At 67.9% G+C, this 23783-nt stretch carries 19 protein-coding genes; 10 read left to right on the top strand and 9 right to left on the bottom strand.

Features of this window, described 5'->3' with window-relative positions:
- Positions 1–19: 19 nt before the first annotated feature.
- The 4 genes from AUL30_RS06275 (at position 20) to AUL30_RS06260 (ending at position 4500) form a co-directional block, all read left to right on the top strand.
- A complete protein-coding gene (locus tag AUL30_RS06275) occupies positions 20–1033 on the top strand; it encodes an ABC transporter substrate-binding protein (RefSeq protein WP_062227008.1) in 1014 nt (337 codons plus the stop codon).
- An 82-nt stretch (positions 1034–1115) separates the two neighbouring features.
- Complete coding sequence (locus AUL30_RS06270) at positions 1116–2597, top strand: sugar ABC transporter ATP-binding protein (RefSeq protein ID WP_062227007.1); 1482 nt, start codon at positions 1116–1118, stop codon at positions 2595–2597.
- Positions 2597–3538 (top strand): ABC transporter permease, encoded by a 942-nt coding sequence (locus AUL30_RS06265; RefSeq protein WP_062227006.1) that lies wholly within the window; start codon positions 2597–2599, stop codon positions 3536–3538. The genes AUL30_RS06270 and AUL30_RS06265 overlap by 1 nt, the downstream gene beginning before the upstream one ends.
- A complete protein-coding gene (locus AUL30_RS06260; protein WP_062227005.1) occupies positions 3538–4500 on the top strand; it encodes an ABC transporter permease in 963 nt (320 codons plus the stop codon). Before AUL30_RS06265 ends, AUL30_RS06260 begins: the two co-directional genes overlap by 1 nt.
- A 38-nt stretch (positions 4501–4538) precedes the next feature.
- Here the strand turns inward: AUL30_RS06260 and AUL30_RS06255 are convergent, their stop codons facing one another.
- The 3 genes from AUL30_RS06255 to AUL30_RS06245 all read right to left on the bottom strand — a co-directional run bounded on the left by AUL30_RS06255 (position 4539) and on the right by AUL30_RS06245 (position 5970).
- Positions 4539–5003 carry a BA14K family protein gene (locus AUL30_RS06255; protein ID WP_062227004.1) on the bottom strand — a complete coding sequence of 155 codons (465 nt, stop codon included), beginning with the start codon at positions 5001–5003 and terminating at the stop codon, positions 4539–4541.
- A gap of 62 nt (positions 5004–5065) precedes the next feature.
- Positions 5066–5350, bottom strand: coding sequence for a hypothetical protein (locus tag AUL30_RS06250; RefSeq protein WP_062227003.1), 285 nt, complete (start codon positions 5348–5350; stop codon positions 5066–5068).
- 248 nt (positions 5351–5598) lie between these two features.
- Positions 5599–5970: a hypothetical protein gene (locus tag AUL30_RS06245; RefSeq protein WP_062227002.1), complete on the bottom strand. Its 372-nt coding sequence runs from the start codon at positions 5968–5970 to the stop codon at positions 5599–5601.
- Between the two features lie 234 nt (positions 5971–6204).
- On the opposite strand from AUL30_RS06245, the gene AUL30_RS06240 reads away from it, so the two are divergent.
- The gene (locus tag AUL30_RS06240; protein ID WP_062227001.1) at positions 6205–7089 is read left to right on the top strand and encodes a SapC family protein; all 885 of its coding nucleotides are present in this window, start codon (positions 6205–6207) and stop codon (positions 7087–7089) included.
- 71 nt (positions 7090–7160) lie between these two features.
- Here the strand turns inward: AUL30_RS06240 and rpoD are convergent, their stop codons facing one another.
- The 3 genes from rpoD to AUL30_RS19905 all read right to left on the bottom strand — a co-directional run bounded on the left by rpoD (position 7161) and on the right by AUL30_RS19905 (position 11920).
- Positions 7161–9128 carry an RNA polymerase sigma factor RpoD gene (rpoD, locus tag AUL30_RS06235; RefSeq protein ID WP_062227000.1) on the bottom strand — a complete coding sequence of 656 codons (1968 nt, stop codon included), beginning with the start codon at positions 9126–9128 and terminating at the stop codon, positions 7161–7163.
- A 274-nt stretch (positions 9129–9402) separates the two neighbouring features.
- Entirely contained in the window at positions 9403–11358 is a 1956-nt protein-coding gene (gene dnaG, locus AUL30_RS06230; protein WP_062227060.1) for a DNA primase, read from the bottom strand.
- Positions 11359–11470: 112 nt separating this feature from the next.
- A complete protein-coding gene (locus tag AUL30_RS19905) occupies positions 11471–11920 on the bottom strand; it encodes a GatB/YqeY domain-containing protein (RefSeq protein WP_062226999.1) in 450 nt (149 codons plus the stop codon).
- Between the two features lie 284 nt (positions 11921–12204).
- On the opposite strand from AUL30_RS19905, the gene carA reads away from it, so the two are divergent.
- From carA to AUL30_RS06205, 4 genes are all read left to right on the top strand, one after another.
- Positions 12205–13386: a glutamine-hydrolyzing carbamoyl-phosphate synthase small subunit gene (gene carA / locus AUL30_RS06220; RefSeq protein WP_062226998.1), complete on the top strand. Its 1182-nt coding sequence runs from the start codon at positions 12205–12207 to the stop codon at positions 13384–13386.
- 160 nt (positions 13387–13546) lie between these two features.
- On the top strand, positions 13547–16978 hold the full coding sequence (gene carB, locus AUL30_RS06215) for a carbamoyl-phosphate synthase large subunit (protein ID WP_062226997.1): 3432 nt from the start codon (positions 13547–13549) through the stop codon (positions 16976–16978).
- A gap of 136 nt (positions 16979–17114) precedes the next feature.
- Positions 17115–17588 carry a transcription elongation factor GreA gene (greA, locus tag AUL30_RS06210; RefSeq protein ID WP_062226996.1) on the top strand — a complete coding sequence of 158 codons (474 nt, stop codon included), beginning with the start codon at positions 17115–17117 and terminating at the stop codon, positions 17586–17588.
- A 17-nt stretch (positions 17589–17605) separates the two neighbouring features.
- Positions 17606–18649 (top strand): glycosyltransferase family 4 protein, encoded by a 1044-nt coding sequence (locus AUL30_RS06205; RefSeq protein ID WP_062226995.1) that lies wholly within the window; start codon positions 17606–17608, stop codon positions 18647–18649.
- A gap of 32 nt (positions 18650–18681) precedes the next feature.
- Here the strand turns inward: AUL30_RS06205 and AUL30_RS06200 are convergent, their stop codons facing one another.
- Both AUL30_RS06200 and AUL30_RS06195 read right to left on the bottom strand, forming a co-directional pair.
- Positions 18682–20664: a MacB family efflux pump subunit gene (locus AUL30_RS06200; protein WP_062226994.1), complete on the bottom strand. Its 1983-nt coding sequence runs from the start codon at positions 20662–20664 to the stop codon at positions 18682–18684.
- Positions 20665–20681: 17 nt separating this feature from the next.
- Entirely contained in the window at positions 20682–21896 is a 1215-nt protein-coding gene (locus tag AUL30_RS06195) for an efflux RND transporter periplasmic adaptor subunit (RefSeq protein ID WP_062226993.1), read from the bottom strand.
- A 240-nt stretch (positions 21897–22136) separates the two neighbouring features.
- Here AUL30_RS06195 and AUL30_RS06190 point away from each other — a divergent pair, with 240 nt between their 5' ends.
- The gene (locus AUL30_RS06190; RefSeq protein ID WP_062226992.1) at positions 22137–22940 is read left to right on the top strand and encodes an MBL fold metallo-hydrolase; all 804 of its coding nucleotides are present in this window, start codon (positions 22137–22139) and stop codon (positions 22938–22940) included.
- A 23-nt stretch (positions 22941–22963) separates the two neighbouring features.
- Here the strand turns inward: AUL30_RS06190 and AUL30_RS06185 are convergent, their stop codons facing one another.
- Positions 22964–23764 (bottom strand): phosphodiesterase, encoded by an 801-nt coding sequence (locus AUL30_RS06185; protein WP_062226991.1) that lies wholly within the window; start codon positions 23762–23764, stop codon positions 22964–22966.
- Positions 23765–23783: the final 19 nt, after the last annotated feature.

Below are 23783 nucleotides of genomic sequence, written 5' to 3'. Positions count from 1 at the left end.
CGAACCGGGAGGATTCTTCATGCTGAAACGTCATGCCATCTGGCTGTCCGCCGCCGCCGTTATGTGCACGGCCGGCGCCGCATCCGCCGATACGTCGGACAAGACCATCGCCTTGTCCAACAATTATGCCGGCAACTCCTGGCGCCAGGCCATGCTGCAGAGCTGGCAGACCGTCACGGGCAAGGCCGTCGCGGACGGGGTCGTCGCCTCGGCGGACGCCTTCACCACGGCCGAGAACCAGGCGACGGAGCAGGCCGCGCAGATCCAGAACATGATCCTGCAGGGTTACGACGCCATCGTCATCAACGCCGCCTCCCCCACCGCGCTGAACGGCGCCGTCAAGGAAGCCTGCGACGCGGGCATCACCGTCGTATCCTTCGACGGCATCGTGACCGAGCCCTGCGCCTGGCGCGTGGCGGTCGACTTCAAGAAAATGGGGTCCGACCAGCTCGACTACCTCGCTGGCCGCTATCCCGATGGCGGCAATCTCCTGGAGATCCGCGGCCTCGCCGGCACCTCGGTCGATTCGGAAATTCATGCCGGCATCGCCGCTGGCGCCCAGAAGCATCCGAACTTCAAGGTCGTCTCCGAAGTGCAGGGCGACTGGACGCAGACCGTGGCCCAGCGCTCCGTCGCCGGCGTTCTGCCCAGCATTCCCGAGGTCGTCGGCGTGGTAACGCAGGGCGGTGACGGTTTCGGCGCGGCCGAAGCCTTCGCCGCGGCCGGCCGCCCCACGCCCACCATCATCATGGGCAACCGCCAGGACGAGCTCCTGTGGTGGAAGCAGCAGAAGGACGCCAATGGCTATGAGACCATGTCGGTCTCCATCGCGCCGGGCGTGAGCACGCTGGCCTTCTGGGTCGCCCAGCAGATCCTGGATGGCAAGGACGTGCCCAAGGACCTCGTGGTGCCGTTCCTGGCCATCGACCAGGCCGGCCTCGAAGATGCGCTGAAGACCACGCCGGAAGGCGGCGTCGCCAACGTGGAATACACGCTGGAAGACGCCCAGAAGGTCATCGCAGGCACCAACTAAGGCGTTGCGGCGTGCCGGCGTCCCATGCGGCGCCGGCACGCCGCCGCCCGTCATGCACGACCGGGGAGGGTCTAAAGATCGGATGGCGGACAATCGCGCGGGGGCAACGCCCCCTCTCGTCGATCTGCGGGACATCGAACGCAGCTTCGGCGCGGTCCGGGCCCTTGCGGGCGTGAGCCTTGCCATCATGCCGGGCGAGTGCATCGGCCTTGCCGGCCACAACGGCGCCGGCAAGTCCACCTTGATGCAGGTTCTGGCCGGCAATCTTTCTCCCGATACAGGGACGCTCGCCGTCGCCGGCACGGACGAGACGGGGCGCTACGGCGTCGCGCAGGCCAACAGGCTCGGCATACGCTGCGTCTTCCAGGAACTATCGCTCTGCCCCAACCTCACGGTGGCCGAGAACATGCGCATCCGCCATCCGGCGATCCGCGGCCTGTCCTGGCGTCGGCGCGCCTCCGCCCTGGTGCGGGAGACGCTCGACCGGATTTTCCCCGGCCACGGCATCCGGCCCGACGATCTCCTGTCCGACCTTGCGCTCGGGCAACGGCAGATGGTGGAAATCGCCATCGTCTTCGCCGTATCCGACACGGCGCCGCGGCTCATCATCCTGGACGAGCCGACATCCTCGCTGGACCAGACCGTCGCCGCGCAGCTTCTGGCGCAGGTGCGCCGCTTCGTGGCCGAGGGCGGCAGCATCGTCCTCATCTCGCACATATTGGGGGAAATCCTCTCCACCTGCGACCGCATCGCCGTCATGAGCGACGGGCGCGTCACGGCGCTGCGGCCGGCCGCCGGCTTCACCCGGACAGGCCTCGTCGAAGCCATGGGCCATGTGGCGGCGCAGGCCCCGAGCGTGGCGGCCGCCGCCGGTGTCCGCAGCGGGCCGGTCGTCGCACAGGCCACGCCGCCGCGCCAGACCGGCGGGCTGGCCCTGAAAGCCCATCGCGGCGAGATCGTCGGACTGGCGGGGCTGGCCGGCCACGGGCAGACGGCGCTCCTCGTGCTCATGCAGAATGCGGCGATGGCCCGCTCGCGCTATGCGCAGCTGACCGGCAAGGTTGCCTTCGTCGCGGGCGACAGGCAGAGCGACGGCGTCTTTCCGCTCTGGTCGATCGGCGGCAACATCACGGTCCGGTCGCTGGCGCGGCTGCGCCGCATGGGCCTCATCGATACGGCCGCAGAAGCGGCCATGGCCGATGAGTGGCGCCAGCGCATCGGCATCCGCACGCCGGACATGGGCAACAACATCCTGACCCTGTCGGGCGGCAACCAGCAGAAGGCCCTCTTTGCACGCGCCCTCGCCTCGGATGCCGACATCATCCTGATGGACGACCCGATGCGCGGCGTCGACATCGGCACCAAGCAGGATGTCTATGCCTTGATCCGCGCGGAAGCCGCGCGGGGGCGGACCTTCATCTGGTACACGACGGAGTTCGACGAGTTGCGAAGCTGCGACCACACCTATGTCTTTCGGTCCGGCCGGATCGTCGCCGAGATGCCACAGAGCGAATTGACCGAGGCCCGCGTCCTGCAGAGCTCCTTCACCGAGGATGCCGCTTGATGACGTCCGTCCTGACCCCGCGTCACCTGCGCGCGCTGCTGCCGCCCGTATCGCTCGCCCTGCTTCTGGCAGCGATCTTCATCATCCAGCCCCGTGCCATGAGCTTCATGGGGCTCAACCTGATGCTCAACCTGGCGCTGCCCATCGCCTTTGCGACCATCGCGCAGCTCTTCATCATCGCCGTCAACGATATCGACCTGTCGATCGGCAGCTTCGTCTCCTTCACGGCCTGCATCGGGGCCACCCTCCTGAACGACACGCCGCTCCTCGGCGTGGCCGCGCTTGCGGGCTGCGTCCTCGTCTATGCGCTGGTCGGCGCCTTGATCCACTGGCGCAACCTTCCGTCCATCGTGGTCACGCTCGGCATGTCCTTCGTCTGGCTGGGCGCGGCCGTGTTGCTCCTGCCGTCACCGGGCGGCAGCGCGCCGGCCTGGCTGCAGGCGCTGGTCAAGCTGCGCACGCCCTTCATCCCCTTCGCGCTCATCGCCAGCGGCATCCTGGCCATCGTCATGCACCTCTTCCTGATGCGCTCGGCATTCGGGGCAGTGCTGCGGGGCGCGGGCGGCAACCCGCAGGCCATTGCGCGGGCGGGCTGGTCGCTCCTGCGCGTCAAGATGATCATGTATGCGCTGGCCGGGCTGTTCGGTGTCCTGTCGGGCCTTGCGCTGGTTGGCCTCACCACCTCGGCCGACGCCAATATCGCGCTGCGCTACACGCTTCTGTCGATTGCCGGGGTTATCCTCGGGGGCGGCGAGTTCACCGGCGGCCGGGTCTCTCCTATCGGCGCCGTGCTCGGCGCCCTCACGCTGACCCTCGCCGGCTCGCTCCTGGCCTTCCTGCGCATATCGCCCGACTGGCAGATCGGGGCGCAGGGCGCCATCCTCATTCTTGTCCTGGCGCTGCGGGCGCTGGTCAACCGGGCCGAACGGAGGGCTGCCTGATGGCTCTTTTCACCGCCGCGCGGGACTTCGGCCAGCGCGTCCCGTCCGCCTTTTCCTTCCTGGGCGCGCTGCTGATCTTTCTGGCAACCATCGCCTTCTCCGGCGGTCAAGGGTCCGGCCAGGTCCTGACGACGGCGCTGACCTTCGCCACGATGTATGTCATCGTCGGGCTCGGCCAGATGTTCGTCATCACCACGGGGCCAGGCAATATCGACCTGTCCATCCCCGCCACCATCGCCCTGGCCGGGGCGGTCGCCATGAAGGTCATGGGGGGCGACAATGCGATGATCCTTCCGGGGCTCGCCGCAGCACTGAGCGTCGGCGCCCTCGTCGGCTGCTTCAATTACGGGCTGATCCGCCTTCTCTCCATTCCGCCGATCATCGCCACGCTGTCGGCGAGCTTCCTGGTGCAGTCCACGGCCATCGCCTATGGGCGGGGCCTTCGCGTGCGGCCGCCGGAAGCCTTCGCGGATTTTGCCACCGGGCGCGTCCTCGGCATACCGATCCTGGCCATCGCCACGCTGGTCCTGGCCGTCCTGATGGCCGTGCTCCTGCACCGGACCCTCTACGGCCGCTCGGTCACGGCCATCGGTCAGAACCAGCGGGCCGCCGGCCTGGCGGGAATCCGCGTCGATCGCGTCCGCTGGGCCACCTACGTCCTGTCGGCCGTCATGGCAGCGCTGTGCGGCGCGGTGCTTGCGGCATTCTCGGGCGGCGCGTCGCTGAACATGGGGGAGGAATATCTCCTCGCCTCCATCGCCGTCGTTGTGGTGGGCGGAACCTCTGTAGCGGGCGGTCAGGCCAATGTCGCCGGGCTGTGGGGCGCCTCGCTCTTCCTCTATCTGCTGGTCACGATGCTGAACACGTTCGGCGTGAGCGCAGGGCTGCGCCTGCTGATCACCGGCCTCATCATCATTGCCATCATCACCATTGCCGGAGGCAAAAAGACCGGCCGCGCCTGAGGCGCGGCCGGTCCATCCTGCATCGATATGCCGGAGCGTCAGAGCCGGCAGACGGCGCGCACGCCCGGGCGGATGAAGAAGGTGTTCGTCCGCGGATCGTAGGTTCGGTAGCGTTGGGCGCAGGCTGCCTGGCGGCGGCTTAATCCACGATAGGCGCGCGGCTCGTAGGGCCGCTCCCACCGGCGGCGGTCCCGCCGGTCCCGCTCCCAGCGGCGTTCACGCTCCCAGCGGTCGTTGCGGTCCCAGCGCCGGTCGTCGCGGTAGCGCGGCGGCGGGCGGCGTCCTTCGCGTATGTCCTGGTCGCGCTGGACGCCGCGCAGGATCTCTCCGAAATCCGTCGTGCCCTGCACAAGCTGGATCGGCCCTGCCGCGGTGGTGGACGCCGCCGCCGGCCGGGACGGCGCCACCGGTGCGGCAGCCGCCTGCGGTGCTGTCCAGCCGGTGGCCATGATCAGGAGGACCGGAGCGATCCACCTGCGCGACTTGGCTGCCATTCCCATCATCTGCTCCCTGATCCTCTCCCGGCTGCCGGGCCCACCAGCAAAGGCCAAGCCCGGCCGGCGGCTCAGCCGCGATAGCCGCGCGGGCACTGGGCCGTGTAACGGCGGCCGTAATCGTCGCGGTAGACGCATTCGCCGCGGCGCGTGGAGGCGCCGACCAGCGCGCCCGCCGCCGTACCGATGGCACCGCCGATCAGCGCTCCGCCCAGATCACCCGTTGCCGCGGCGCCGATGGCCGCTCCACCAAGACCGCCAATGGCCGCCGGCGCCGCGATCTCGCGGTCGACCGACTGGCAGCCCGTAACGGCAAGGAGCAAGGCCGAACAACCGGCAATAGTCAATTTCCTCATGATACGCACCTTTCCCTCTGGCGGCCGCGCGCCAACCGCCGCGGCTTAACAAATCGCTAACAAACAACTGCCAGGTGCGACATTCGTTCCAGCCAAAGAAAAAGCCCGCACCGGGGGAGGACCGGGCGGGCTTCTAAAGTTGCGGGCTGGGAGGAGGATGCCCGCTGGCAATGTTGATCGCATATCCCGCGGGGGTGAGCTACCCGGCGCAATGCATGGCAGCCATGCATCCGCCGGATAGCGGAGTTTCAGCGACCGCCGACCACAGGGCATCCCCGCACATTGGCGAAGCGGATGAAGGTGCGCCCGCCGCGATCGCGTCCGGCAACCGTTACCGAGCGGCGCCCGGCATCGACGATGCGTGCGCGGTGGACGCCCATGCGGTCCGCCTTGCGCAGAGCCTGCCGCGCGTCGCAGCCGCCGCGCCGGTCGTCGCGCCAGCGGTCGCGCCGATGGTCGTGCCACCGGTCCCGGCCATACTGGACCTCCTGGAATGTCGGCGCCTGGGCAGCCGTCACACCAAAGCGCAACTCCTGGGCTTGAGCGCCGCCCATGCCGGCAGCGACACCGCCGCCAAGTGCCATCGCCATGATGGCCGCACGCATGAACCGTCGGATCATGATCTCTACCTCCTGACATATGGCCGCCCGATGCGGCCTGACCTTGGAGGCGATCCTGCGCTTCGGGAACTGAACCCGCTTCGAAGGCCGCGTTCAGAACGGGTTCAGGAACGACGGAATAGAGATATTATCTGTACGTTGGATGATATCGAACCTATAGTGCCGCCCGATCCCGCATGCCGGTTCATACCGGCGGCCAGGGCCATGTAAGAGACGATCGAAGGGCAACCCCTTATGAGCACCAAGCCTTCACGCGCGAAGAAGGGCGCGGCCGCGCGCCCGCGCAGCGGTGGATCGGCGGCACCGGCCGAATCGGCCCATCCCGCTGCGGCCATTCCTGCTGCGGCCGGTCCCGCTGTTGCCGAAACCGCGCAGGCCACCCCGCCGCCCCTGTTCTACAAGGACCCGGCCATCCTGCGCCATCCCGATCATGCCGGCCTTTGCCTGCGTACGGGCCAGGGCTTCGACTTTGCGCGCAACGCCGCCGCACTGCCACTGACCAGTGCCGAGTTCGCGGCCGCCGGGCGGCACTACCCGATCGTTTTCTCCGACATCGTCGATCCCATGCCGCTTGCCGTTGTGGGCGTCGAGCCGGAGGCGAACCTGTTCCTGACGGCAGAAGGCCAATGGGCGGCGGGAACCTATGTCCCGGCCTATGTCCGGCGCTATCCCTTTATCGCCGTCGCATCGGCGCCCGGCGCCACGCCTGTCCTCGGCTTCGACCGGGCCAGCCCGCTGCTCGGCGCCGGATCGGACGCGGATGGATCGGCCCCCCTGTTCGAGGTCGACGGCACGCCGACCACCCATGCGCAGGAGGCGATGAACTTCTGCCAGGCCTATGCCGACGATCACGTGACGACCCGCGCCTTCGGTGCGGCCCTGGCAGAGGCCGGGCTTTTGCGCCAGCAGTCCATCAACCTGCGCTTCGGCAACGGCACGACCGGTTCGGTCGAAGGCTTCTGGCAGATCGACGAACAGGCCTATCGCGACCTGCCCGCCGAAAAGGTGCTCGCATTCCATACCAAGGGGTGGCTCGATCTGATCGTCCTGCACCTGGCATCGCAATTCGCCTGGCAGGGCCTTGCCGAGCGCCGCTCCCTGCAGCTTCAGGCCGCCTGACCGGCCGGGCATTGAAAAAGGCCGGTCCCCAGGCGGGGCCGGCCTTTTTATGCGTCATCGCGTTCCTGCGATCAGCTGTCCAGGAAACTGCGCAGCTTGCGTGAGCGGGACGGGTGCTTCAGCTTGCGCAGCGCCTTGGCTTCGATCTGGCGGATGCGCTCGCGCGTGACCGAGAATTGCTGCCCCACCTCTTCCAGCGTGTGGTCGGTGTTCATGCCGATGCCGAAGCGCATGCGCAGCACGCGTTCCTCACGCGGGGTCAGCGAGGCGAGGACCCGGGTCGTCGTTTCGCGCAGGTTCGCCTGGATCGCCGCGTCGATGGGCAGGATGGCATTCTTGTCCTCGATGAAGTCGCCGAGATGCGAGTCTTCCTCGTCACCCACGGGCGTTTCGAGGCTGATCGGCTCCTTGGCGATCTTGAGGACCTTGCGGACCTTTTCGAGCGGCATGGCGAGCTTTTCGGCCAGTTCCTCCGGCGTCGGCTCGCGGCCGATCTCATGCAGCATCTGCCGGCTGGTCCGCACGATCTTGTTGATCGTCTCGATCATGTGCACCGGAATGCGGATCGTGCGCGCCTGGTCGGCAATGGACCGGGTGATCGCCTGGCGGATCCACCATGTCGCATAGGTGGAGAACTTGTAGCCGCGCCGGTACTCGAACTTGTCCACCGCCTTCATCAGGCCGATATTGCCTTCCTGGATCAGATCCAGGAACTGCAGGCCGCGATTGGTGTATTTCTTGGCGATGGAGATCACGAGGCGCAGGTTCGCCTCGACCATTTCCTTCTTGGCCTGCCGGGCTTCGCGCTCGCCCTTCTGGACCATATGCACGATGCGCCGGAACTCGGTGATCTCCAGCCCCGTCTCGGTGGCGAGGTTCTGGATCTCCTGGCGCAGGGTCCTGATCGTCTCCTTTTCGGCAGAGGCGAACTTCGTCCAGCCCTTGCCCGAAAGATTGGCGATATGGCGGGTCCAGTTCGGATCGAGCTCGGCGCCGTGATAGCTCTTCAGGAACTCCTCACGCTTGACGCCATGCCCCTCGGCAAGGCGCAGAAGCCGTCCCTCGCTGCCGACCAGCCGCTTGTTGATATCGTAGAGCTGGGCGACGAGCGCGTCGATGCGGTTCTGGTTGAGCGACAGCGACTTGACGGAGGTGATCAGATCCTCCTTCAGCTTGCGGTAGCTGCGCTCCTGCGCCGGCGACAGGGTGCCCTGTGCGGCCAGCCGGTTTTCGACCTGCTGGTCCTGCAGCTTGCGCAGGCGCTTGTAATTGTCGGCCACGATGTCGAACGTCGCCATGACCTGGGGGCGGATTTCCGCCTCCATGGCCGCGAGCGACATGTTGCTCTCGAGGTCGTCGTCTTCCTCGTCTTCCTCTCCGGAACCGGGCTGCGGGGCTTCGGCGACCGGCGGCACCTCGTCCTCCGACGCGGGCGCTGCCGGCTGGCGCGCCTCCGGGCCGGCATAGGTGGCCTCGAGGTCGACGACCTCGCGCAGCATGATGTTGCCTTCGTTGAGTTCGTCACGCCAGATGATGATGGCCTGGAAGGTCAGCGGGCTTTCGCACAGCCCGGCAATCATCGTCTCGCGGCCGGCCTCGATGCGCTTGGCGATGGCGATCTCGCCCTCGCGCGACAGGAGCTCGACCGATCCCATTTCGCGCAGGTACATGCGCACGGGATCGTCGGTGCGGTCGCCCGCCTCGCGCTTCTGGGTCGTGGCGACGGCGCCGGTACCGACCTCCGCGACTTCCTGGCCGGCTTCCTCGCGCTCCTGCTCTTCGCCTTCCTCGGACTCGTCCTCTTCGACGACGTTGATGCCCATGTCGTTCAACATGGCCATCGTATCCTCGATCTGCTCGGAGGTGACATCCTCCGCGGTCAGAACCGAGTTCAGCTTCTCCATGGTCACGAAGCCGCGCTTCTTGGCGGCCTTGATCATCTTCTTGACGGCGTCGTCCGAAAGGTCCAGCAGAGGACTGTCAGGCGTCTCCGGACGCTCTTCGACGGCCGCTTCGCTTTCCTTGACCCTAGTCGCCATTCGCGTATCTCTCCAATTCGCGTCGGTCGCGCCCGGCGTGCCGCGCCCTGATCATAAGGCAGGGCGGTAAATGCCTGATAAACCGGACCGGCGGCCATAGCCGCCCGACTGCACGGCGCCACTGCGATTCGCCCCGAACCGCCTGGCTCCGCCAATTATACCAATCCAAATTTCATTGATGCCGCTATTGGCATCCGTCTCTTTCGATTTCACCCTTGAGAGTCAAGGCTCTGCACAAAAAAACTAGACGCGTTGGCGGCGCTCGGCGCGCCATTCAGACGCTGCGGGCAGGCCGCCCCGACAAGAGTCCGAAACCGTCGATCAGCGCCTCGGTTCCGGCCAGATTGTCCATCTCTCGCTTGATTTCCACGATCTGCGCATAGGCCTGCTCCGTCTGCTCGGTGGCGAACGCCGCTTCCGCATTCCGGAGTTCCCTATGTAGTGACCGGTGGCGGTGCTGCAAGTGAAGCGCCTGTCGCAAGGCCTCCCGCGCATCCTCCACGGCCGCCTCCGGCAGGAAGGCCCAGTCCCGGTTCATGCGCACCCGCCGCTCGAAGCCGGTGAACACATCCGTAACCCCGGCCGCCTCGAAAGCGTCCATCACCGCGTCGCGGCTGATCAGCGGCGCGGTCATCGCCACATCGAGCACGAGCGAGCGCAGCCGCGCCAGCTCGCCGTCGGGCAGTTCCAGATCGGCGAAATAGTCGAAGGCCTCGTTCAGGAGCGAGGGATGGCTGATGAAGCCGATGACGATGCCGATCTCACGCATGGTGGGGGGCGCCGCGCGGCCCTGCGCGGAGGCGAGGCCCGAGCGGATCAGCCGGTCGGAGACGGCGCTGCGCCGGGCGGCTGCGCCGCGGTTCGACCCGGCCCGGCCGTCGCCCCGACTGCCACCGCTCCGCCAGTTGCCCTGGCCACGCTCATAGTCGCGGCGGGAGGCCGGGGCCGGGCCGAAAAAGCCGTCGAGCCGCTCCTGCATGTCCTGCTGGTAATGGCGCCGCACGCTTTCATCGGTGATCTGCCGCACGAGGCCCTTGAGCCGCCCCTCCAGCTCGGCGCGCCGCTCCGGCGTATCGTAGACACCGCCGGCCGTCTCGCGGGACCACAGCATGTCGGCGAGCGGGCGCGCGCGCTCCAGCACCTGCGTGAAGGCCTCTGCCCCACCATCGCGCACCAGGTCGTCCGGATCCTGGCCGGCCGGGAGGAGCGCGAAGCGGAGCGAACGCCCGGGCTTGAGCAGCGGCAGGGCGACATCGGCGGCGCGCTGCGCCGCCTTCAGCCCGGCCGCATCGCCGTCGAAACACAGGATCGGCTCGCCGGCCGTGCGCCATAGAAGGTCGAGCTGCCGGTCCGTCAGCGCCGTGCCGAGCGGCGCGACGGCATGGCCGAAGCCCGCCTGGTGAAGGGCGATGACATCGACATAACCCTCGACCACGATCAGCGTGCCGAGCGTCCGTGCGGCCCGGCGCGCCCGCGCCAGGTTGTAGAGCGTCTGGCCCTTGTGGAAGACGTCCGTCTCCGGCGAGTTCAGATATTTGGCGGGGACGCCCGCGGCCAGCGCACGCCCGCCAAAGGCGATGGCGCGCTCGCGCACGTCCTCGATGGGGAACATGACCCTGTCGCGGAAGCGATCGTAGGAAACCGGGATGCCATCGCCATGGACGACGAGCCCCGCCCCCTCGATCTCGGCCTTGCCGACGCCGCGCCCGGCCAGGAACTCCTTGAGCCGCGAGCGACTGTCGGGCGCATAGCCGAGGCCGAACTCGGCCTGGACCGCGCTGGTGATGCCACGATCGCGCAGATAGGCGCGTGCTTTGGCGCCGTCGGCCTCCTGCAGGGTCTGGCGGAAGAAGCCGCGGGCCAGGGCCAGCGCATCCATGACGCTGGCGCGCTGCTCGTCCCGGCGCTCGGCGGCGGCGTCGCGTTCGGGCATCGGCACGCCGGCTTCCGCCGCCAGGCGTTCGACCGCCTCCGGGAAGCTCATGCCGTCGAGCTCGGTCATGAAGCGGAAATGATCGCCCGACACGCCGCAGCCGAAGCAATGGTAGCGGCCCTTGGAATCCTCGCAATGGAAGGATGGCGTCTTCTCGCCATGGAAAGGGCAGCAGGCCCAGAAGTCGCCCTTGCCGGCCTGCGTCTTGCGGCGATCCCAGGTGACGCGCCGGGCGATCACCTCGGAAATCGGGATGCGGCTCTTGATCTCTTCCAGGAAGTGGGGCGGAAACCTCATGCCGGACATATCGTCCGCCCGCGCCGCCAAATCCAGCCCGCAGGCGCAGGCGCGCATGTTTCGCCCGCTGTCCACAGCTTTCCACAGCTTTCCACGGGCTCGGCCGGACGGCTCACCGCAAAAGGCCGCGGACCATCTCTCCGGCCGCCGGCAGGTCCAGGGCGGCGCCATGCGCCGTCTTCAGCGCGCTCATGCACCGGCCGACATCGCGCAGGCCGCGCGCGCCGGTGTCTTCCACCGCCTTGCGGCAGGCGGCCAGCATGGACGGCGCGTCCAGCGGCGGCGGCAGGAACTCCGCAAGAATGCCCGCCAGGCGGCGCTCCTCGTCGGCGCGGGCGCTCTCGCCATCCGCGCGCAGGAGCTCGGCCTTCATTTCGTGCTGGCGGAGCATGCAGGCCAAAAGATCGGCAAGGCCCGAATCATCGAGCCGCTCGCGCCCTTCGGATCGAAGCGCGATGTCGCGATCCTTGATGGCGGCGGCGATGAGCCGAAGCGTGCAGAGGCGTGATGGGTCGTTCCGGGTCCGGGCGTCGTCCAGGGCCGCGGCGATTTGGTCGCGCATTTCCCTTAAGCTTTCCCTCGATCGATGGGTCCATAAAGCTTGCGGCAGCCATTGCCCGTCGGGAACGGCACCGAAATCGGGCGAGGCGCCGTGTGCGCCGCATGCCCTGTTTGCGCCACAGGGATTAATATCTGCCCGACCGGGCCGCAAGGGGGGTTGCGCGGGAAGCTCACAGCGGCGATATGCATAGCTCAACCGAAACGACCGGCATTCACGACGAACGGGCTGGCGCCGCATGGCGCACGGCCCGCCAGCCATGCCGCGCGAAGCCAAGGAAGGCCCCCATGAGCGAAGGTTGGACACAGCGCAAGCCGACCGCCCTACTCGTGCTCGCCGATGGAACGGTGATCGAGGGAGAGGGTATCGGCGCCACCGGCGAGGCACTGGGCGAGGTGTGCTTCAACACCGCCCTGACCGGCTACCAGGAGATCCTGACCGATCCCTCCTACGCCCGGCAGATCGTCACCTTCACCTTTCCCCATATCGGCAATGTCGGCGCCAATGCCGAGGATATCGAGGATCTGGCGCCGGACAATGCCGTCGGGGCCGTCGGCGCGATCTTCCGCGCCGCCGTGTCGGCGCCGTCCAATTACCGGTCCGCGCAGGGGCTCGACACCTGGCTGAAGGCGCGCGGCGTGGTCGCCATGTCGGGCGTCGACACCCGCGCCCTCACCGCCATGATCCGCGAAAAGGGCATGCCCAATGCGGTGATCGCCCACAGCCCGGACGGCGTCTTCGACGTGCCAGCGCTCATTGCCAAGGCGCGGGAATGGTCGGGCCTCGTCGGGCTGGACCTGGCGCGTGACGCGGCGTCCAACCACGCGGAAGTCTGGAACGAGGGGCCCTGGGCCTGGAACGCCGGCTACGCGCCCAAGGCCGATGCCGCCTACACGATCGTCGCCATCGATTACGGCGCCAAGCGCAACATCCTGCGGCTGATGTCCGGCCATGGCGCGCAGGTCGTGATCCTGCCCGCAACGGCCAGCGCGGACGAGGTGCTGGCCCACAAGCCGGACGGCATCTTCCTGTCCAATGGCCCGGGCGATCCGGCCGCCACGGCGCACTATGCCGCGCCGACCATCCGCAGCCTTGCGCAGACGGGAATTCCCATCTTCGGCATCTGCCTCGGGCACCAGCTCCTGGCGCTGGCGCTGGGTGCGCGCACCGAAAAGATGCACCAGGGCCATCACGGCGCGAACCACCCGGTCAAGGACTTCACCACCGGCAAGGTGGAGATCGTCTCCATGAATCACGGCTTCGCGGTGGATCGGGAATCGCTGCCCGCCGATGTGGAGGAAACCCACATTTCGCTCTTCGACGGGACCAATTGCGGCATCCGCCTGCGGGACCGGCCGGTCTTCTCGGTTCAGCATCATCCGGAAGCCTCGCCCGGGCCGCAGGATTCCCACTACCTGTTCCAGCGGTTCTTCCAGCTGATCGACGACCATCGTCGCAAGGCCGCCTGAGATGGGCGGGGGGCGGGCGAAATCGCTTGGACCTGCCCCCTTCCGTCCCGCCGCCGCCTCGCCTATAAGGCGGCCTTAGCCAAATTCACGACTCCCGATCGCCATCCGGCCGTTTCCCGGCGCGGATGCATGCGCGCACGAACGAACAGACGGATCCAAGATGCCCAAACGCAACGATATCAAATCCATCCTCATCGTCGGCGCGGGCCCCATCATCATCGGTCAGGCATGCGAGTTCGACTATTCCGGAACGCAGGCCTGCAAGGCCCTGCGTGAGGAAGGCTACCGGATCATCCTGGTCAACTCCAATCCGGCGACCATCATGACGGATCCGGACCTGGCTGACGCCACCTATATCGAGCCCATCACCCCGGACGTCGTGGCCCGGATCATCGCCAAGGAACGCCCCGATGCGATCCTGCCGACCATGGGCGGGCAGACCGCGCTGAACACGGCCCTCTCCCTCAAGCGCATGGGCGTGCTCGACACCTATGGCGTGGAGATGATCGGCGCCGACGCCACCGCGATCGACATGGCCGAGGATCGCGCCCTCTTCCGCGAGGCGATGGGCCGGATCGGCCTGGCGACGCCCCGCTCCTTCCTGGCCAACGCCACCGAAGCCAAGCATGCCGACCGGCTGGTGCACGAGGAAAAGCGCGCCGAGATCATCCGCACGCTCGAGGCCGGCCCCGAGCGGGACGCCGCCCTGGCGCAGCTCGAGAACCAGTGGAACCTTGCCGAAACCGACCGCAAGCAGCGCTACATGGCGCGGGCGCTCGCCGCTGCGGCCGAGGGACTGGAGGCTGTCGGCCTGCCGGCCATCATCCGCCCCTCCTTCACCATGGGCGGGACCGGCGGCGGCATCGCCTATAACCGGTCGGAATTCTTCGAGATCGTGGAAGGCGGGCTCGACGCCTCCCCCACGACGGAAGTCCTCATCGAGGAATCCGTGCTCGGCTGGAAGGAATACGAGATGGAGGTCGTGCGCGACCGCGCCGACAACTGCATCATCGTCTGCTCCATCGAGAACATCGATCCGATGGGCGTGCATACGGGCGATTCCATCACCGTGGCCCCGGCGCTGACGCTGACCGACAAGGAATACCAGGTCATGCGCAACGCCTCGATCGCGGTCCTGCGCGAGATCGGGGTGGAAACCGGCGGCTCGAACGTGCAGTTCGCCGTGAACCCGGCCGACGGCCGCCTCGTCGTGATCGAGATGAACCCCCGCGTGTCGCGCTCCTCGGCGCTGGCCTCCAAGGCGACGGGCTTCCCGATCGCCAAGGTGGCGGCCAAGCTGGCCGTCGGCTACACGCTGGACGAACTCAAGAACGACATCACCGGCGGCGCCACACCGGCGAGCTTCGAACCCTCCATCGACTACGTCGTCACTAAGGTGCCGCGCTTCGCCTTCGAGAAGTTCCCGGGCGCCGAGCCGACCCTGACCACCGCCATGAAGTCGGTGGGTGAGGTCATGGCCATCGGCCGGACCTTCGAGGAATCGCTGCAGAAGGCGCTGCGCGGCCTGGAAACCGGGCTCGAAGGGCTCGACGACATCGAGATCCCCGGCCTGGGCGAGGACGACGACACCAATGCGGTCCTCGAAGCGCTCGGCCGGCCGACGCCCGACCGGCTGCGCATGGTCGCACAGGCCCTGCGCATGGGCATGGGCAAGGACCGGATCCATCAGGCCTGCAAGATCGACCCCTGGTTCCTCGACAAGCTGGAAGCGATCGTGGCGACCGAGGCGCGGATCCGCGAGCATGGCCTGCCGCAGGATGCGCAGAACCTGCGTTACCTGAAGAGCATGGGCTTTTCCGATGCGCGGCTCGCCCGCCTGGCGGGTACGAGCGCCGAGGCCGTGTCCGAGCTGCGGGCGCGGCTCGACGTGCGGCCGGTCTTCAAGCGGATCGACACCTGCGCGGCGGAGTTCGCCTCTCCCACGCCCTACATGTACTCGACCTACGAATTGCCCTTTGCCGGCATGCCCCGCTCGGAAGCCGAGGTGAGCGACCGGCGCAAGGTCGTGATCCTGGGCGGCGGTCCCAACCGGATCGGCCAGGGCATCGAGTTCGACTATTGCTGCTGCCACGCGGCCTTCGCCCTGAAGGATGCGGGGCTGGAAGCCATCATGATCAACTGCAACCCGGAAACCGTGTCGACCGATTACGACACGTCGGATCGGCTCTATTTCGAGCCGCTGACGGCCGAGGACGTTCTGGAGATCCTGCGGGCCGAACAGGAGCGCGGGACGCTCCTGGGCGTCATCGTGCAGTTCGGCGGGCAGACGCCCCTCAAGCTCGCCGAAGCGCTGGAAAAGGCCGGCATTCCCATCCTGGGCACCTCGCCCGATGCGATCGATCTGGCCGAGGACCGCGACCGTTTCCAGAAGCTTCTCCACGCGCTCGATCTGCGCCAGCCCGAAAACGGCATTGCCCGCTCGGTCGAGGAAGCCCGCGCCATCGTGGAGCGGATCGGCTATCCCGTCGTCATCCGCCCCTCCTATGTGCTGGGCGGGCGCGCCATGGAGATCGTGCGGCACGATGCGCAGTTCGAACGCTACATGAAGGAAGCCGTCGTCGTGTCCGGCAAGTCGCCGGTGCTGATCGACTCCTACCTGTCCGACGCGATCGAGGTGGATGTCGACTGCCTGTGCGACGGCACGGACACCTTCGTTGCCGGCATCATGGAACATATTGAAGAGGCGGGCATCCATTCGGGCGATTCCGCCTGCTCCCTGCCCGTCCATTCGCTGTCGACCGCCATCACCGACGCGCTGGAGGAACAGACCCGCGCCATGGCCATCGCGCTCAAGGTGGGTGGGCTCATGAATGTCCAGTTCGCCATCAAGGGTGAGGACATCTACGTTCTGGAGGTGAACCCCCGCGCCTCCCGCACGGTGCCCTTCGTGGCTAAGACCATCGGCGCCCCCGTCGCCAAGATCGCCGCGCGCGTCATGGCAGGCGAAACGCTGGAAAGCGCCTTTGCGGCCTATGGCGGCCGCCCGGACGTGAAGAACCTGCGCCATATCGCGGTCAAGGAAGCGGTCTTCCCCTTTGCGCGCTTCCCCGGCGTCGACACGCTGCTGGGGCCTGAAATGCGCTCCACGGGCGAGGTCATGGGGCTCGACGTGGATTATGCGCTGGCCTTCGCCAAGGCGCAGCTCGGCGCCGGGGTGGACCTGCCGCGCGACGGCAGCGTCTTCGTGTCGGTGCGCGATGCCGACAAGACGGCCGTGCTCGGGCCCATCCGCAAGCTGGTGGAACTGGGCTTCAGCGTCTCGGCGACCAAGGGCACGCAGGCCTTCCTGGCCGAGCATGGGATCGTCGCCGACAAGGTGAACAAGGTGCTGGAAGGCCGGCCGCATATCGAGGATGCGATCCGCAACCGTCAGATGCAGATCGTCCTCAACACGACCGAAGGCGCCAAGGCGGTTTCGGATTCGCGTTCGCTGCGCCGCGCCGCCCTGATGCACAAGGTCCCCTACTACACGACCCTGGCCGGAATGGCGGCGGCGGCGGAGGCGATCGCGGCCCTGCGGGCCGGCAATCTTGAAGTGCGCTCGCTCCAGTCCTACTTTCCGGCGGCTTGAACTTCCGCCCTCCGGGGTGTTTGATCAGCAGGCAGAAATGATTCTGTTGAGGCTGGCGCCCCAGGGCGCCGGTCTTTCTTTTAATTCGTATCGCCGCCGTCAGGCCTCCACCGCGGCGGCGAGCAAGGGTATCGGCATGGAAAAGGTTCCTATGACCACCTCGGGCTTCGAAGCTCTCAAGGAAGAGCTTCGCCGCCGGCAGCAGGAAGAACGCCCGCGCATCATCACCGCGATTTCCGAGGCCCGCGCGCATGGCGACCTGTCGGAGAATGCCGAATACCATTCCGCCAAGGAGGCGCAGAGCCTGAACGAAGGGCGCATCGCCGAGCTGGAGGATCTCCTGGCCCGTGCGGAGGTGATCGACCTCAGCAAGCTGTCGGGCGATCGCGTCAAGTTCGGAGCCACGGTCAAGCTCGTGGACGAGGACACGGAAGAAGAGAAGACCTACCAGATCGTCGGCGAGCAGGAAGCCGACGTGAAGAACGGCCGGATCTCCATCACCTCCCCCATCGCCCGTGCCCTGATCGGCAAGAGCGAGGGCGACACGGTGGAGGTCGCCGCGCCGGGCGGCGCACGGTCCTACGAGGTGCTCGAAATCCGCTGGGCCTGACGCGCGGGATCAGCGGCATGCGAACATCCGACATTCTGGTGATCGCGCCGAACTTCAAGCGCCGCCTGTCGGGTGTCACCTCGACCATCATCCAGCTCCTGCCGCTGCAGGCCGCGCGTTCGAAGGCGGTGGCGCTCGGGCCGGGCCTGCCGCCGCATGTTCCGCGCCTTCCGCTGCGCATGCTGCCGGCGCTGTGGCGCCGGCCGCATGGCCGGCCATTCCGCATCTGGCATGCGCGCCGCAACGTGGAAATGCTCGCCGGGGTCGTGTTGCGGGATCTCCTGCGCATGCCGTTGAAGCTCGTCTTCACCTCCGCCTCGCAGCGGCGCCACACGGGCTGGACCCGCTTCCTGATCAACCGCATGAATGGCGTCATCGCCACGAGCCGCAAGACGGCGGATTACCTGAGCGTGCCGCACCACGTGGTCATGCATGGCATCGACCTGCAGCGCTTCCACCCACCGGCCAGCCGCGATGCCGCCCGCGAGGAGCTCGGCCTGCCCGAGCGGCGCACCATCGGCTGCTTCGGGCGGATCCGCGCGCAGAAGGGCACCGATCTTTTCGTGGCGGCGATGATCGCGCTGCTGCCGCAGCGTCCGCAATGGCAGGCCATCATCTGCGGCCGGGCAACGGCCGAGCACCGCGCTTTCGAGGCCAGGCTGCGCGCAGACATCGCTACCGCGGGCCTTTCCGACCGGATCCTCTTTCTTGGGGAATTCCCGGATGTCGCGCCGCATTACCGTACGCTCGACCTCTTCGTCGCGCCGCAGCGCTGGGAAGGCTTCGGGCTGACCCCCCTGGAGGCCATGGCCAGCGGCGTGCCCGTCGTCGCGGCCGATGTGGGCGTCTTTTCCGATGTGGTCGCGCCCGGCTGCGGGACGATCGTTCCCGCCGACGACGCCGCCGCGCTGATGGCGGGCATCGCGGACTTCCTGGACGATCCCGAGCGCCTGGCGGCCGCAGCGCGCGCCGCCTTTGCCCATGCACAAGAGGACTTTCCGCTGGCGCGCGAGGTTGAGGAGCTGGCGGCGGTCTATGAGGCAGTCTGGCAGGCGGCCTGAGCCGCGCCAGCCCGCACCAGGCCGCCCCGTCGCTAGCTGGTCAGCGCTGCGGCCGGATCGAGCCGCGCCGCCTTGCGTGCGGGCAGGTAGCCGAAGACGAGTCCGGACAGGAAGGCGGTCCCGAAGGCGATCAGAACCGGGCCGGCGGTGATCGCGGTCGATATGCCGAGGGAGCGCAAGGCGAGCGCGACGCCGAGGCCGATGATACAGCCGACCCCGCCACCGATGGCCGAGACGACGACCGCCTCCGTGTTGAACTGGCGCAGTATGTCCCCGCGTGAGGCGCCGGCCGCCATGCGGATGCCGATCTCACGCGTGCGCTCGGTCACGTTCACCAGCATGATGTTCATGATGCCGATGCCCCCGACCAGAAGCGAGATTGCCGCCACCGAACCGAGCAGGATCGTCATGGTCGAGGCCGTCTGACTGACGGCGTCGAGAAGCGAGGCCATGTTGCGGATGCTCGTATCGCGGACATGGTGGCGCGCATCCAGGAGATCCTGAATCTGAGCCTGCGTCGCATCGATGCGGGACGTATCCTCCACCATGACCGATATGGAGCGCAGGTGCCGCTGGCCGAACAGGCGCAGGCCGCCGGTGGACAGGGGAACGAAGACGATGTCGTCCTGGTCGGTTCCCATGGGCGACGCACCCTTTTGCGACATGGTGCCGACGACGAGGAACGGGTTGGCGTTGACGAGCACATACTGGCCGACCGGGTCACGCCCGTCCGGGAACAGGATATCGGCGACGGTGCGGCCGAGCACGAGCGTCGGCGCGTAGCTGCGCTCGTCCGCCTGCGTCACGAAGGTGCCCGTGGCGAGCGGCCAGTTGCGCGCATCGGGAAAGTCCGGCCACGTCCCCGAAGCGGTCGACTGATAGTCCACCGCCCCCGCCCGCAGCGTGACGCTGCCCTGGATTTCCGGCACCACGGCCGCGACATTGGGCAGGGCGGCGATGGCGCGTGCATCGTCGGGAACGAGCGTCGCGGTGACGCCGTCGGGCGTGCGCTGGCCAGGGGCCCCGGGCCGAACCAGAAGCTGGTTCGACCCCATGGCGCTGATGCGGTCCACCACGTCCTGCCGCGAACCGTTGCCGATGGCCAGCATGACGATGACGGCGGACACGCCGATCATCATGCCGAGAAGGGTCAGGAGCGTGCGCAGCGGCTGCGCCGCGAGCGAGCGCCCCGCCATGCGGGCCGCCTCCGACAGGCCGGACATGCCGGCCCCGGCCGGAAGCGGAGCCTGCGAGCGCGCAGGCGCGGGGCTGTCCACCGGCCGCGCCGCGCCGCTGTCCGACAGGATGCGGCCATCGCGGATTTCGATGATCCGTTCGGCCTCCTGCGCAACGGCACGATCATGGGTGATGACGATCACCGTGTGCCCGCTCGCATGCAGGCTGCGCAGGAGTGCCATGACCTCACGGCCGGACGCCGTGTCGAGCGCCCCGGTCGGCTCGTCGGCCAGGATGATCGAGCCGCCATTCATCAAGGCCCGGGCGATGGACACGCGCTGCTGCTGCCCGCCGGACAATTGCGCGGGGCGGTGGTCCAGCCGTTCGGACAGGCCCAGCCGGCTGAGCAGCGCCTCGGCGCGGCTGGCCCGCGCCTCGGCCGACATGCCCGAATAGATGCCCGGCAGCTCGACATTGCGCAGCGCGCTGGAGCCTGGGATCAGGTGGTAGCTCTGGAAGATGAAGCCGAACATGTCGCGCCGCAGATGCGACAAGGCGTCTGGCGACAGCGTGGCCACATCCTGCCCGTCGATCGCGTAGTGCCCCTGGCTCGGCCGGTCGAGACAGCCCAGAATGTTCATGAGGGTGGATTTGCCGCTGCCCGACTGTCCCATGATGGCGACGAACTCGCCGGGCTCGATGGTCAGGCTGACATCGTGCAGCACCGTGACCTCGGAGGGAGCGGCCCCGAAGCGCCGGCCGACATTGCTGAGGCTGAGCCGCGCCGGCCGCACCCGGGCCGCAACCGCGCCGTCGATCGTCGGAAGGGAAGCCGTCATAGGATCTTCTCCCCGGTTCAGAAGATGGTCGGGGGGCCGCCACGGGGGCGCCCCTGGCCGGATGCCGCGGGGGCGGCGGCGCGGGCCGTATCCGTGCCGGTCACGACCTCCTCGCCCTCCGCCAGGCCGGACCGGATCTCCACCACCGCGCGGGTGGCCAGTCCCGTCTCGACCGGGCGGGACACGATCCCGTCCGAGCTGCGCACGCGCACCACGCTGCCCTGCGGCCCGGTCTCGACGGCCGATGCCGGCACGGTCAGCACGTTCTCGGCCTTTGCCACCACGAAGAAGACCTGCGCCGTCATGTTGAGCATCAGCTTGCCATCCCTGTTCGGCACGTCGAACAGCGCCTTGTACAGGACGACGTTGTTCTCGATTTCGGGCGTCGGCTCGATCAGCCGCAAACGCCCTTCCCAGCGCTCGCTGCTGCCACCCAGTGTCGTGAACCAGCCGGTCATGCCGGGCGTCAGCCGCATGATATCGGCTTCCGAAACCTTGGCTTCGACCGTCATGGTGGACAGATCCGCCACCGTCACGATGACGGGGGCCGTCTGCGTGGCGGCAAGGGTCTGCCCCTGCTGGGACGTTTGGGACACCACCGTGCCGGCCAGCGGGGAATAGATCTTCGTATAGCCGAGATTGGCCTCGGCGCGCCGAAGGTCGGACTGGCGCTCGGCCAGCTGCGCCTTCAGGCTGTCGAGCGCCCCTTGCGCCGCGGCCTCGCCGGCGACGGCCGTGTCCAGGGCGCTGGCGGCCGACGTATTGGCGCGGATCAGCTCCCTTTGGCGCTGCAGGGTCTGACCCGCCAGGATGAGCTGCGCCTGCGCATTGACGATCTGCGCCTCCAGATTGGCGATCTGCGCGCGCGTGGCGTCCACCGTATAGACCGTAATGGCGGGGTCCATCTCGGCCAGGAGCTGCCCGTTCTCCACCGTGTCTCCCACGGCCACATGCACCGTCTTGAGCTGGCCGGAAATCTGCGCGCCGACATCCACCGAGCGTATGGCGGCGAGCGTTCCGACAGCGGCCACCGTGTCTTCCACATCGGCGCGCAGGACCGGCGCGAAGCGGTAGGATGGCGGTGCGGCGCCCCGCTCGCCGAGCCCGATGAAGATGGCGGCCGCGAGCGCGCCGAAGGCCGCCAGAGCGGCCAGGATGCGCGGGCCTGCGCGCCGCCGGCGGCGCGGCGCGGCGGCGGGCCGCATGGTGAGGGGTTCGGTGCGCTGGAGCATGGTGCCGTGAACCTGTTTCGACCGGCGCCCGCTCAGATTTCGCGGCGCCGTCCTTTGCGGCAAGATCTAGCACTTCGCCGCCTTCCGCTCCTTTTCAAATTGTGTCCGATCGTTGCAAGCGCGGGGGCGGAACAAGAGGGACCATGCGTCACGGGAAAGTGTCCTGCGCCGCAAGGCCGTCGGTTCGCAGGCGCAGCCCCCTCGCGTAAGCTCGGCAGTGGTGGCAGCGGGAGTTCATCCATGCATGCATCGCTCAAGGCGTTCGGCCTCCTGGCCGGCATCCTCTTTACCACCGTGGCGGTGGCGCAGGAGCCGGTGTCGAGCACCTGCCTGGCCATGGCGAACGCCATGCCGGCGCCCATCAAGGTGGCCTATGCGCAGGCGCCCTCCTCTACCGGGATCGTCGAGATCGCCTATGCGGGCCACTCGACCTACCGGATCGAGACGCCGGAGGGCGTCACCATCGCCACCGACTATTCCGGCATCTATGGCAGCGAGCCGCTGCCCATGGTCGTGACCATGAACAAGGCGCACCGGACGCACTATACGGACAGGCCCGATCCCGGGATCGCCCATGTTCTGCGGGGCTGGGGCGACAGGGCGGGCGCGCCGGCCCGCCATGCGCTGACCGTCGGCGACGTCCTGATCCGCAACGTGACCACCGACATCCGCCGCTGGGGCACGCAGGAGCCGGATGCCAATTCGATCTTCATCTTCGAGGTGGCGGGCCTGTGCATCGGCCATCTCGGCCACCTCCACCACGCGCTGGAGGATCGGCATTATGCGGCGATCGGGCGCCTGGACGTGGTGATGGTGCCCGTCGATGGCGGGCTGACGGCGACACTCGCCACGATGGGCGAGATCACCGGGCGCCTGTCGGCATCAGTGGTGCTGCCGATGCACCGCCAGGCCACGGGAATCTCCGAGTTCACCGACCGGCTCGGGGGCCGCTTCGACATCGTGCCGATGGATGGCAACAGCCTGACGCTGTCGGCCCGGGATCTGCCGCGCAGGCCGACAGTCTTTATTCCGGCGGGCCTTTAACCCGCCAATGTCTCACGGGCGGCTCAAGGGCCGTCGCAGACCGGTGCGCGCGCGGTCGGCACCTGGCCGACCTCCACGCCATAGGCACGCAGGCCCTGCCCGTCCAGCATGAGGATCCGGTAGCAGGGGTTGCCGCTCGTCCACCACGGGTCGCGCAGCGCCAGATCGGTGATGAAGCGATGCGCCGGCGACTGGCCGGAACTGTAGGCGATCCCCTCCGCGCTCGTTCCCGCCATCGGCACGTGGATATGGCCGAACACGATGTGGCGCACGCCGCCGGCATGGGCGGCGAGCCGCCGCAGGATCGCCCCGCCATCATGCATCCCGATCCGTTCGAAATGACCGATCCCGGCATCGAAGGGCGGGTGGTGGATGAAGACGGTGACCGGCTCGGGCCCGGCGGATGCGAGGCTCTCCTCCAGCCAGCAGAGGCGGTCGGCGCCGTATATGCCCCCGATCGTTCCCGCCTCGTGGCTGTCGAGGAAGAGAAGGCGGCCATGCGGCGTGTCGAGCACCGACTGGACATAGCCCGAGGCATCGCGCGGGTGGTCCGGGAAGGCGTCGAGGAAGGCGGGGCGGCGATCGTGATTGCCGAGCAACAAACGAACGGGGCAGGCAAGCGGGCGGACGATGTCGGACAGGAGGCGATAGGCCTCCGGCTCGCCGTCATTGCACAGGTCCCCCGTGATGGTGACGAGGTCGGCATCGCCATGACGCGCAACGATATCCGCCACCACCGCGCGGAGCTGGCGCTCGGGGTCGACACCGTTGACCACGCCCCCCGACGGGACGAGATGCGTATCGGTGATCTGGATGATCTTCATTCACATACTCCTTGCAGCG

The sequence above is a fragment of the Aureimonas frigidaquae genome (genome assembly GCF_001463905.1).
Taxonomy (GTDB): domain Bacteria; phylum Pseudomonadota; class Alphaproteobacteria; order Rhizobiales; family Rhizobiaceae; genus Aureimonas; species Aureimonas frigidaquae.
Note: the sequence above shows the minus strand (reverse complement) of the source record. Positions and strands in the feature narration are given on the sequence as shown.